Origin of the sequence: Ralstonia nicotianae (assembly GCF_018243235.1) — a bacterium.
Classification (GTDB): Bacteria; Pseudomonadota; Gammaproteobacteria; order Burkholderiales; family Burkholderiaceae; genus Ralstonia; species Ralstonia nicotianae.
The window spans coordinates 399,405-411,758 of record NZ_CP046674.1 but is presented as its reverse complement, the minus strand read 5'-3'; the positions used below and the strand labels follow the sequence as shown (position 1 = coordinate 411,758).

Genomic DNA, 12,354 nt, shown 5'->3' with positions numbered 1-12,354 from the left:
ATGGGCGAGATGTGCGCACACAGCCCGCCCAGCAACCAACTACGTTGTCGCGCCGCTTAGAAGCGGAAGTGCGAGAACGCCTTGTTGGCTTCGGCCATGCGGTGCACTTCGTCGCGCTTCTTCATTGCGCCACCGCGACCTTCCGAGGCTTCGAGCAGTTCGCCCGCCAGACGCAGGGCCATCGACTTCTCGCTGCGCTTCTTCGCAGCTTCCCGCAGCCAGCGCATCGCCAATGCCAGACGACGCGACGGCCGGACTTCGACCGGCACCTGATAGTTGGCACCGCCAACACGGCGGCTCTTCACTTCCACCACCGGCTTGATGTTGCCGATGGCCAGCGTGAACACCTCGATGGGCGCCTTGCCTGCTTTCTTCTCGATCTGGTCGAACGCACCGTACACGATGCGCTCAGCCACCGACTTCTTGCCGTCCAGCATCAGGACGTTCATGAATTTGGCGACTTCCACATTGCCGAACTTCGGATCCGGCAGAATTTCCCGCTTGGGGACTTCACGACGACGTGGCATCTTCTTTCCTTCTCTGTTCAGTTGAGAACCGCTTCGGTTCTCCGGCCACCAACTAGCTTGTCTTGCAACAATCTGAGCCGGGTGACCACTTACTCGACGGTGCCAGTGCGGTCAAAAAACGCACCGTTGTACCGCCTGCTCATGACAAGACCGTGACCGCAAAAGCGGGCCGATCTCACTGGCGACTTAGGCCGCCTTCGGACGCTTCGCGCCGTACTTCGAACGCGCTTGCTTACGGTCCTTGACGCCTTGCAGGTCAAGGGAGCCGCGCACGATGTGGTAACGCACACCCGGCAAGTCCTTCACACGGCCGCCGCGGATCAGCACGACGCTGTGTTCTTGCAGGTTGTGGCCTTCACCGCCGATGTACGAAATGACTTCGAAACCGTTGGTCAGGCGCACCTTGGCGACCTTACGCAGTGCCGAGTTCGGCTTCTTCGGCGTCGTGGTGTACACGCGGGTGCACACGCCGCGACGCTGCGGGCAGTTCTCAAGTGCCGGGCTCTTGCTCTTCAGCTTTTCCGAGACGCGGGGCTTGCGAACCAGTTGGTTGATGGTTGGCATTGTTCAATCCAGCTTGGTTTTTGGAAAATCGCCGGACCACATGACGTGGCCGCCTCATCGACGAGGCAGACGGCGCAATCGGGTTTTGGAAGTGGCGAGCAGAACGCTCTAGAGAGAAGACCTGCGGGAACAGGCCAAGACCAAAGAGCGCGAGCCCGTCTGGCAGTCGATCGACTTGCGCGGCAAAACAAAATTGCCGGAGCATGGACGAGCGAAAACCAGAAGCCAAAAACTCGAATCTGGCACTATAGCGGCGTGTTTGGCAAGCGTCAAGCTTACCGCAGGCCTGCCGGGGACAGCGCAGGTTCAGGTACGCCACCTGTGGCGCGGATGGCACGGCGGACACTGCGACTGGAAGGCGAAACGTGCAGCAATCGACGCAATCCCACGATGGGGATGCGCCCGCCGGTTCGCGCCCCGATCGCGGACAGTTGCCGCTAGACCTCGCCCCGGCACTTGGCCAGCACGTCGAGCAAGGCCTGGCCGTAACGGTCCAGCTTGGCGACACCGATGCCGGGTAGCTCGGCGAGCGCGTCGCGCGAAGCGGGATCGGATTCAGCGATGCGGGCGAGCGTGGCGTCATGGAAGATCACATAGGCGGGCACGCTGTGCTCGCGCGCGGTCTGGGCCCGCCAGACGCGCAGTGCCTGCCAGCGCACCTGGGCCTCGGCCGATAGCTCGGCGGCGGGATCCGCGCGACGCTCGGACTTGGCGCCGGACGCGGGCGCGGCGCGCACCTTCTCCGCCTGGCGCCGCAAGGTCACAGGCTGCTCGCCCTTGAGCACCGGGCGCGCGGCGTCGGTCAGCACCAGGGCGCCATGGCCTCCGTGATCGATCGCCAGCAGCCCCTGCGCCACCAGCTGGCGGAACACGCCGCGCCACGCGGCCTCCGACAGGGCGTTGCCGATGCCGAAAGTGGACAGCGTCTCGTGATGCCATTGCTTGATGCGCTCGGTGGCGTTGCCGCGCAGGATGTCGATCAGTTGGCCGGCGCCGAAGCTCACGCGGCTGGCCTGCTGCACGCGGTACACGCACGACAGCGCCATCTGCGCCTCGCGGGTCGCGTCCCAGGTCTGCGGCGGGCTCAGGCAGGTGTCGCAGTTGCCGCAAGGCTCGCTGGACTCGCCGAAATACGCCAGCAGGGCCACGCGGCGGCATCCCGCCGACTCGCACAGCCCCAGCAGCGCGTCGAGCTTGGCCGTCGAGACACGCTTGTGCACGTCGTCGGCGTCGGACTCGTCGATCATGCGGCGCTGCTGCACCACATCGGCCAGGCCGTAGGCCATCCACGCGTTGGCGGGCAGGCCGTCGCGGCCGGCGCGGCCGGTTTCCTGGTAGTAGCCCTCCAGGCTCTTGGGCAAGTCCAGATGGGCGACGAAGCGCACGTCCGGCTTGTCGATGCCCATGCCGAAGGCGATGGTCGCCACCATCACCACGCCCTCCTCCTTACGGAAGATGGCCTGGTGGCGGGCGCGCGTCTCGGCGTCCATGCCGGCGTGGTAGGGCAACGCGCGGAGGCCCTGCTCGGCCAGCCACTGCGCGGTCTCTTCCACCTTCTTGCGCGACAGGCAATAGATGATGCCGGCGTCGCAGCCATCTTCGCCGAGGTGCTCGGCGCGGATGAAGCGCAGCAGCTGCTGGCGCGCGCTGTCCTTCTCGACGATGGTGTAGCGGATGTTGGGGCGGTCGAAGCTGGAGAGGAAGACGCGGGCGCCGCCCAGCGCCAGCCGCTCGACGATCTCGTCGCGCGTGACGGCGTCGGCGGTGGCGGTCAGCGCGATGCGCGGCACGTGCGGGAAGCGCTCGTGCAGCACGGAGAGCTGGATGTACTCCGGCCGGAAATCGTGCCCCCACTGCGACACGCAATGCGCCTCATCGATGGCGAACAGGCCGATGCGCGAGCGCTCCAGCAGTTCGAGGAAGCGCGGCGTCATCAGCCGTTCGGGCGCGACGTAGACGAGATCGAGCCGGCCGGCCGCCAGATCGCGCTCGACCTGCGCGGCCTCGGCGCCGCTGAGCGCGGAATTGAGGTAGGCGGCGCGCACGCCGGCCTCTTCCAGCGCGGCCACCTGGTCCTGCATCAGGGCGATCAGCGGCGAGACCACGATGCCCGCGCCCTGGCCGCGCCGGTGCCGCACCAGGGCGGGAATCTGATAGCAGAGCGACTTGCCGCCGCCGGTGGGCATCAGCACCAGGCAATCGCCGCCGTCGGCGACGTGGGCAACGATGTCCGCCTGCGGCCCGCGGAACGCGCTGTAGCCGAACACGTCGTGCAGCACGGCGCGCGTGGCGGTGGCCGTATCTTCGGGCAACGCGTCGAGCGCGTGGTCAATGGCGGGAGAATCGAACATCGGGACGGCGGGTGCTCGCGGTGTCACTGCGGATGGGTCGAAACCGCTATTGTGACAAACCCCGCCGCGGGTCGGGCAATCGGACGCGTCTCAATCCTTGCGATGGCGGCCGGTTACGGCTGCCGCGCGACGACCCGGTGCAGGGTCTTGCCCGACGATTGGCTGACGGCGACCTCGTCGAAGAGGACCTGCGCACCGGCCAGCGCTTCGCGGACGCCGGCGGCGTCGAACGCAGTGTAGAGCCGGCCGCGGCCGTCGCGCTGGTCGGCCTCGGGGGTGACGCGCCAGCTCAGGTACAGCGTGCCGCCCGGGCGCAGCAGGGCCAGCAGACGCCGCACGGCCGCGCCGATCTGCGCGGGCGGCAGGTGCATGATGACGGTCTCGCAGACCACGTTGTCGAACGCACCCTCGGCGATGCCCACCAGCTCGGGCAGCATGGCCCGGCGGAACGACAGCCCCGGATACTGCGTGCGCGCCGCCTCCAGCAGCCCGGCCGAGGCGTCGTAGCCGACCGCCGGATAGCCGTTGGCGTTGAGCCACGCCACCTCGCGTCCCGCGCCGCAGCCGATGTCGACCGTGTCGCCGCCCGCCTTGAACACGCGGCGCAGCAGTGCGTAGAGGTCGTCCGGCGCGGGCTGCTCGCGCCATTCGCGGGCGAAGGTCTCGGCGAGCGTGTCGTAGGCGGCAACGGTTTGCGTGTCCATGGCGATGGCTCCTATTTATTTCATGGTGAACGTCCTCACCAGGGTCAGCTCGCCGGCCTTGCGCATCGGCATGACGAAGGTCTGCTGGCGCTCGGCGGGCGTGTTTTCATCGGTGATGATGGTGACCTGCGCCGTGGTGATGATGCTGCTGTCGTTGCCGCTGCCGTAGTAGTTCACGTAAACCAGGTAGGTGCCGGGCGACGGTGCGGGATTGGAATAGATCTCGGGGCCGTAGCCCGTGGTGACGTCCACGTCGAGCGCGCCGCCGTTGGCCGTTACGCGGTTGCCGTACCAGGCGTGCTGGCCGTCGGGCGAGATCACGTGCAGGTCGAGGTCGGTGCCGTCGGTGTCCCACGACAGCACCACGCGCAAGCGCGGCCGCGTCTTGCCGGCGTAGGTGTCGTAGAACTGCACGCGCTTGGCGTCGCCGCGCGCGGTGCGGACTTCGACGCTGTTGCTGCCAGCGCCGAACGCATAGGGGCGCGAGAGCGTGCCGTCGGCCTCGATGCGCTGCGGCATCGCCACGCCGTTGACGACGAGGGTGCCGACCGAGGCGCCATCGCCATCGTCACCGCGGCGACGGCGCCTCGGTCGGCTCTCGTCCGCCGGCGCGGCGGCGGCCTTGGGCGTGCTGCGGATGCGCCCGGCGATCATCGAGGCGGCGCCCTGCCCTTGCGGCGTGGCGACCGAGACGGCCGGATAGTGCACGTCCTGCGTGTAGCGCGAGTTGTCGCCGGCCGAGTTGCGCCAGCCGTTGAGCGGCGCGGTCATCTCGATGTTGCCGGGGTCGGATTGCGCGAACGCGGTGCCGGCCGCGCTCGCGGCGGCGAACGCCATGGCGGCGGCGAAACGAAAGGAGGAAAGCGTCATGGCATCGAAGCCCGTTCGGATTCAGAAACGGATGGATTTCATCAGCGCCAGCTCGCCGATCTTGCGCAGCGGCACGGTGACGAACTCGCGCCGCTCGCTGGGCGTGTTCTCGTTATAGATCAGTGTCAGTTGCGCGGTGATGAGGTCGCGGTCGTGCGCGGTTTCGTCGAAGTTGTAGCCGGCGGCGTTGAAGTTGCCCCAGTAGTTCACGTAGAACAGCCACACGCCAGGACGCGGCGCGGCGGTGGAGAAGATCTCCGGACCGGCGCCGTCGACGCTGTCGACGTCCAGGCCGCCGCCGTCCGAGAGCAGCGGCTGCGCCCAGAAGGCGTGGTCGCCGATCGGCGAGATGACGTGCATGTCGACCTCGGCGCGCGGGTCGTCCCAGGTGAGGATGGCGCGCAGCTTGGCCGAGGTCTTGGTGGCGTTGGCCTCGTAGAACTGCAGGCGCTGGCGGGCCTTGCCGTCGGGGCTGACGATCTCGACGCTGTTGGAGCCGGGACCGAACGCCCACGGGCGGGCGAAGCGGCCTTCGCTGTCGCCGTAGAGCGGCATCGCGTTGCCGTTGACCACCAGCACCGGCGGGCGGCGACCCGTGCCCGCCGCGCGCAGCCGCCCGGCAATCAGCGTGCGGTACTTCTGCGCGCCGCGATCGACCGGCGGTTTCGGATAGGCAGCGGTGTAGCGCTCCAGCTCGTTGGTCAGGCCGCTGTGGCGCCAGCCGCCGATGGGGCCGTCCAGGTCGGCCACGGGCTCGGCCCATGCCGACAGCGCCAGCAGCCCGGCCGCCGCGCCGGTGCCCATCCGTGTCCTCCACGTCTTCACAGCAAACCCTCCCCACGGATCAGGCGGCGCGCGGTCGCCTCGACAAAGCCTTCGTCCTGCCCGCGCGGATGCCGCGCGAACGCCAGGTGCAGATATTCGTGCGCCAGCGCGATGCGATCCTCCTCGCCGGCGAAGCGCTGAATGTAGAGCCGGTTGCGGCGCGCATCGGCATAGGGCCGCCCTTCGCGGACCACGCAGACGGCGGGCAGCGGCGGCGTCTCGTAGCCGGGCTCGGCGGCCAGCCGGGCCGACCAGCGCGGCGCCTGCGCCCGCAGCCACGGCTGCGCCCCCGCCACCGACAGGCAGTCGCCCGCGACCGGGCTCCGGAACGAGGTCAGCGTCGCCTGCGGCCACCACTGGGCGAGAATGGCGTCGAAGCCCAGGCCCCGCTGGGCGGCGGCGCGCGCGTCGGTCCAGCCCATCCGGCCGCGTGCGCTGAGGGTGCCGTGGTACTGCACCGGCTGACCGGTCAGGACCAGCGCGTCCGTGAAGGCGGCGGCGCCGCGCGCGGCGGCGGACGGCGGGCGCGGCAGCACGCGCTGCGCGCGGGAGGTGTCGGCGATGCGGTAGCAGCCCTTGTCGCGCGCGGCGTGCTGCACCAGGTAGCTGCGGGCGGCCACGGCCAGCGCGCGGGCGGCCTGCGGCTCGGCCAACTCGCCCTCGCGCTCGACCACGCGGGCCACGTAGTCGTTCATGCCGAGGCGTCCGGTGATGACCGGGGCACCGCTTTCGCGCGACAGCGCCAACTCGCCCCGGCTGTCGATCGGCAGCGTGTTGCCGTTGACGAAGCGCACGGCGTAGCGGCCGTCCAGCCGGCCCGTGCCGACCGGTTTGCCGTCGGCATCGCGCACCTCGCGGATCGGGTAGCGCGCAAAGAAGTCGACCGCCACGCAGGCATCGTCGTCGGGCACGGGCGTGTGCTCGAGAAGCGGCATCAGGCGCGGCGCGGCGGCGGCCAGCACGCGGTTGCTCGCGCCGGAACCGCCGAGCCAGACCACCGTGCCGTCGGCCAGCCAGCCGGCGGCCCCGCCGATCGACGCACCGGGGCGCTGCGGATCGGGCATGGTCCAGGTCTTGGCGCGCAGCAGGCTGCCGAAATGCGAGACCGTCCCTTCGCCGCGCCCCACCGTCAGCACCGACACCAGCGTGTGCGCGGCGGCCTCGCGGCCATCGGTGGGCACGCTACGCAGCGCGGCCAGCAGGTCGGCGACGGCAACGCGGCGGGCCGGCCGCAGCGCGCGCGCATCGCGCAGCCACGCGGGCGAGCCCGCCTGCTGCCAGAAGCGGCGCCAGTCGGCCGGGTCCAGCCCCAGGCGCGCGGGTTCGAAATAGCGGCCGCACGACTGGATCAGCGCGTGCTCGCGGTCGATGCTCTGCCCGGCCGTGCAGCAATAGACCTCTTCGGGATCGTTGCCACGACAGGTGTAGTCGGGCGTCGCGATCCGGCGCGAGACCAGGTAGCTGTAGACGAACAGCTTCCAGACGCTGCCCAGCGGCGTCTCGACATCGTGCGCCAGCGGCACCGGTTGCGGCACGCCGGCGGCGGGGTCGGCGCTGAACTGCCACAGCCGGGCCGCATCACCCTGTGCGCCCTGTCCGCCCGGCAGGGTGGCGTAGCGCAGCGGCTCGGCCGGCGGCACCGCGGCGACGGCCGGCGCGCACGCCAGCGCGCTGCCGGCCCAAACCAGGCCGGTCAGCACCGCGCGCGCAAGCCAGCCGGAGCGCATCGCCGCGTCACTCCACCTTGAACGGATAGCTGGCGGCCTTGCCGTCGCCCTGCAGCGCCTTGGCTTCCGGCTGGTACATGCGGAAGTAGCGCGCCGGGGGCAGCGCAAAGCGGCCCGGCAGCGAGAAGCGCACCAGCTGGCGCAGCGCGGTCGGCCGCTCCAGCGTCGGCACCGGCTGGTTGTACGACAGCTGGCCCATCTCGTAGGCCGCGCGCCGCTCGAAGGGCTGCGGGCCGTTGCCCTCGTTCGGCTCGCCCTTCAGGCCGTCGATCTGGATGCCCCAGGTGGTGGCTTCCACCTCGGCACCCGGCGGCAGCGGCACTTCGACCAGGCCGTAGCGGTACGTGCCCTGGCGCGGCGTCAGCACGACCTCGTCGACGTAGAGCGCGTTGCTGTCGAGCGTGTCGCCGGGCTTGACCGGCTTGGCCTTGAAGGTGATGCCAGCGTTGGCGGTGACATCGGCGGCGGCACGTTTGGGCGCCTTGGCGTCGTCCTTCGGGGCGGCGGCGTCGACCGGCTCCAGGCGGTACAGCTTGCGCTCCACCGTGATCGGCAGCCTGGAGGCCTCCGGCGCGCGGCTGCGGTAGGACACGATGGCCGACTGCGTGGTCACGTCGGACGGCGTGCTCGCCAGGTCGAGCGCGGCGGGCGGCTGCGCGCCGGCCCAGCGCCAGGTCGGCACGCCGACCGTCGAGCGCGCCGCTTGCCAGCCGCCGGCCGACAGCGCCGGCTGGATGGCCGCGACGTTCGCGCCCTGCAGGCCGCCCAGGCCCTTCTGCAGCCAGACCAGCGCAACGGCGCGGTCCATGGTCGGCATCGCGGCGCTGGCACGGGCCAGCAGCGGCGCGGGGTCGGCCGCGGAGCGGCCACCGCCCATCAGCAGCAGGCTCTGCACCAGCGGCGAGGTGTCATTGGCCAGCGCTGTGCGCGCCGCGATGTCGGCCGACACGAGCGCCTCCGGCACCGGCTGCCCGACCTGGCGCATCAGTTGTGCCGTCAGGATCGCCGCCACCTGGCGGCCGCGCGGCGAATCGGGCGCGACGAAGATCAGGCTGTCGCCCGGCGCGGGCTCGGCATCGGCCGGCGCCTTGGCATTGCGCGCGAGCTCCGCCGCCACGCCCGACAGCGGCGTCGCCACCGGCAGGCCCATCTCGTTGGCAAACCACAGCGCCAGCGCGCGATGCAGCAGCGGCTCGTTCTGGCTGGTGCGCTTATAGGCTTCCAGCACCTGCTTCCAGTTGTCGGCGGGCAGGCTGATGCCGACCGCGCGGCTGGCCAGCCAATCGGCGTAGTAAGCGTACGAGGTGATCAGCGCACTGCTGCTGGTCAGCTCGCCCCACCAGCCGAAGGTGCCGTTGGTGCCGGCCAGCAGCGCGAGGCGCTGGCGCTGCGTGCGCAGCAGCGCATCGACACCCTGCGTGCCCGCCGGGTTGCCGTCGGGCAGGCGCGCGCCGGTGGCGGCCAGGCTCTGCTGCGCCAGCGCCAGCGGGATCAGGCGGCTGGCGGTCTGCTCGGCGCAACCGTACGGGTATTCGATCAGGTCGTCGGCCACGCGGGCGAACTGGCTGGCGGTGTTGCCGACCACGCGCAGGCGCACGTCGCGCGCATCGGCGGGCAAGCCGAGCGGCAGGCGCGTGCCCTGCAGCTGCGTGAGCGGGACGATGCTTTCGCGATCGGCCAGCCAGCCGGTCGCATCAAGCTTGACCGTGGTCTGCAGGCGGTCGGACACCTTGTCGTCCTGCTTGAGCTCCGCGTTGACGACGCCCGGCTGCAGCGCTGTCACCGGCGCATGCAGGTAGTTGGCGCCGCGCTTGAGCGTCACGCGCTGGTTGATGTTCAGGCCGGCGCCCGAGACGATCCAGTCCGCCGTGATGTCCTTGTCGGTCTGGTTGAAGGCGACCATGTCGAGGCGCGGCTGGTCGCTTTCGCGAAAGCGCGACGGGCCGGTCCACTTCAGGTACAGCGCCTTGTCGGAGCGGATGCTGGCGGTGCGCTGGCCGACGATGCCGTCCGCCGCGCCCGTGGTCGAGACCGCGCGCACGGTGACGCGCCAGCGCGCCAGCGAATCCGGCATCGTGAAGGTCATGCGCGCGCGGCCGTCGGCACCGGTCTGCAGGTTGGCGACCCAGGCGGCGGTGTCCTGCTCGTCGCGGCGCGGGCGCTCGAGCACCTTCACGCCGCGCTCGTTGTGGCGGCCGTAGGTGCCGCCCGGCTTGCCGGGCAGCGACGACAGCGCCAGGTCGTAGCTGATGAAGCTCTGGCTGGAGGTGGTGCGCACGCTGTTGCGGCGCGGGTGATAGAAGAAATCGACGATGGACGGCGCCACCTCCGGCTGCAGCACATAGACCATCTCGTCGACCACCGACACCGTCAGGTTGGCCGGCACCGGCTTGCCGGCCAGCGCGCTGGTCAGGTCCAGCGTGACGGTCTCGCCCGGCGCGTAGACGGCCTTGTCCGCGCGCACGGTCAGGTCCAGCGCCGGCTGCGTGACGACGATGCCGGCGTTCTGGAACACCATGTCGCCGTCGCGCACGGTCAGCGCGGAGAAGGTCATGTTGGGGCTGAACTCGGCGCCGATCTTGATGCGGGCGCGGTACTGCGAGGGCGTCACGCGCTGCAGCGCCAGCCAGTCGCCGCCGCCCGACAGCAGCGCGTGGCGCTCGACCTTGTCGCGCTCCAGCGTCAGCAGCGCATCGTCCACCGGCTGCGGGAAGGTGATCAGCGCCTCGGCGGTGTCGCCGATCTGGTAGCGGTCGCGGTCGAACACGATCTCGATGTTGCCCGGCACGGTCTGCACGCCGTCGCCGGCCACCCAGTGGCTGGACGCCGCAAGCAGGTTGCCGGCCGCATCGCGCACCGACAGCGTGTATGAACCGGGTTGCTCGAACTTGACCGGGAAGGTGGCGCTGCCCTTGGCATCCGGCTGCAGCGCGCCCTCGGTGCGCGTGCGCGATTCGAGCCGCACCAGCTCCCACTTGGCGGGCGGCGCACTGGCACCGCGCACACCGTCCACCGCCGGCAGCGGCTGCAGGTTGAACGACACGCTCTGCCCCGGCGTGGTGAAGTTGGCGGCCGTGGACAGCCTGTACGGCGTCGCGCCGCGCGCCACCAGCAGCTCGCGCGTCACCTTCACCCGATAGGCGGCGCCGTCGTTGGCGAACACCGTGACGACATAGCGGCTCGGCTCCTTGGCCGCCGGTAGCGTCAGCGCGGCGTTGCCGTCGCCGTCGGTGGTCAGTTCCTGCTGCTCCAGCTTGACCGGGAACAGGCCGGCGTATTGCAACTCGCCCTCGACCATCGTCACCTGCTGCGCGCGCAGGCTGACCGATACCTTGCCGTCCTTGACCGGCTTGCCGTCCGGATAGCGCAGGCTGATCTTGCCCTTGATGGCCTCGCCGGTGCCGTAGCCGGCCTTGTCCAGCGACAGGTTCACGTCGAAATGCGGCTTGATGTATTCGGCCACGCGGAAGGCGCCGCCGTAGGTGCTGCCGCCGTAGTCGAAGCGCAGCGTGTAGCCGCCGGCCTGTGCGTTGGACGGCAGCGTGAAGCGCGCGTCGGCGCCGGTCTCGCCCGACAGCCGCGTGGTGGTGGTCGCCACCGGCGCGCCGGTCGGGTCGATCACGTCGAGCTTGATGTCGCCGGCGGCCGGCGCGGTCGACTCGGTCGCGCTCCGGAAGTTGCGGCCGATGAATTTGACGCGCACGTCATCGCCCGGGCGGTACAGCGGCCGGTCGGTGAAGGCATACAGCTTGGTGTTGTAGATCTCGCTGTCGTAATAGAAATTCTCGGAGATGAACACGCCACCCGCGCGATCGACGCCGAGCACGTAGCTGCGCTCGGGCGCGACGTGGCGCAGCTCGGCGGTGCCGTCGGCCTGTGTGGTGCCGGAGGCCAGCACGCCCACGCCGTCGGTCCAGCTGACGGCGCTGCCGGCCACCGGCTTGCCGCTCTTGCGCTCGGCGGTCCACACCATCATCCCCTGCGAGGTGCCCTTGGTCACGGCCACGGTATCGGAGACGAACAGCAGCGTATGCGCGCGGTACGCGCCGATCACCGCCTCGACGATGTACAGCCCCGCCGGCAGCTTGCCCACCGGAATCATCACGTTGCCGACGTTCTGCGGCATCCACTCGCTGCTGCTGCCTTCGAGCTTGACGTCCTTGGGCGGCGCGATCGGCTTGGCCTCCCAGATCGGGTAGCGGAAGCGGCCGAGCAGCTCGTAGCCCTTGAGCGGCGCGTACTGCGGGGGGTTCGAAAAGCGCGTGGGCGCGGCCATCTGGTCGCCCATGCTGAACTGCGGCGCGGCTTCCACCGCCTTGCTGCGCGTGGCGAACGACAGCACGCGCTGCCAGGCTCGGCGCGCCTGGCGGGTCCAGTTGTCCCACAGGTAGGCCAGCGTGTTGGCCAGACCCTCGCCCGTGTAATTGGCCTTGACGTCGATGCGGTGCAGGTTCTTCTGCGCCTTCAGGAAATCGAGCGGCTGCGGCACGCGGTAGACCAGGATATCGGTGCCGCCGTAGCGGGCGAGCTCGTCCTTGTATTCGCGGCCAGGGGCCTCCAGGCGCACCATCGCCTCCTGGTCGGTGCCGTAGCTCGCGTCCGACAGCAGGAAGAACGGCTGGCCGGTGAACGGCACGTAGCCGCTGGCGGGCACCTCGGCGAGCGTGGGGTTCGGCTTGTCGCGCGCGGCGGCCGCCTCGTCGGCGCGGACGGGCACGGCGACCGCGAGCGCCGCAAGGCAGACCACCGCGACCAGATTGGACAGCCAACGATTGCGCATCTGTTT

General features: G+C 70.1%; 8 protein-coding genes. All 8 read right to left on the bottom strand.

Annotated elements, in window-relative coordinates:
• Positions 1–56: 56 nt before the first annotated feature.
• Positions 57–527 carry a 30S ribosomal protein S7 gene (rpsG, locus tag GO999_RS01800; RefSeq protein WP_004634470.1) on the bottom strand — a complete coding sequence of 157 codons (471 nt, stop codon included), beginning with the start codon at positions 525–527 and terminating at the stop codon, positions 57–59.
• Positions 528–713: 186 nt separating this feature from the next.
• Entirely contained in the window at positions 714–1,091 is a 378-nt protein-coding gene (gene rpsL, locus GO999_RS01795; protein ID WP_003265519.1) for a 30S ribosomal protein S12, read from the bottom strand.
• A 437-nt stretch (positions 1,092–1,528) separates the two neighbouring features.
• Complete coding sequence (gene recQ, locus GO999_RS01790; protein ID WP_197361855.1) at positions 1,529–3,442, bottom strand: DNA helicase RecQ; 1,914 nt, start codon at positions 3,440–3,442, stop codon at positions 1,529–1,531.
• Between the two features lie 113 nt (positions 3,443–3,555).
• The gene (locus tag GO999_RS01785; protein ID WP_016725251.1) at positions 3,556–4,146 is read right to left on the bottom strand and encodes a class I SAM-dependent methyltransferase; all 591 of its coding nucleotides are present in this window, start codon (positions 4,144–4,146) and stop codon (positions 3,556–3,558) included.
• Positions 4,147–4,161: 15 nt separating this feature from the next.
• The gene (locus GO999_RS01780) at positions 4,162–5,016 is read right to left on the bottom strand and encodes a YfaP family protein (protein WP_211906507.1); all 855 of its coding nucleotides are present in this window, start codon (positions 5,014–5,016) and stop codon (positions 4,162–4,164) included.
• Positions 5,017–5,037: 21 nt separating this feature from the next.
• Complete coding sequence (locus GO999_RS01775) at positions 5,038–5,820, bottom strand: YfaP family protein (RefSeq protein ID WP_020832834.1); 783 nt, start codon at positions 5,818–5,820, stop codon at positions 5,038–5,040.
• A gap of 17 nt (positions 5,821–5,837) precedes the next feature.
• Positions 5,838–7,568: a YfaQ family protein gene (locus GO999_RS01770; RefSeq protein ID WP_211906506.1), complete on the bottom strand. Its 1,731-nt coding sequence runs from the start codon at positions 7,566–7,568 to the stop codon at positions 5,838–5,840.
• 7 nt (positions 7,569–7,575) lie between these two features.
• Entirely contained in the window at positions 7,576–12,348 is a 4,773-nt protein-coding gene (locus GO999_RS01765) for an alpha-2-macroglobulin family protein (protein WP_211906505.1), read from the bottom strand.
• Positions 12,349–12,354: the final 6 nt, after the last annotated feature.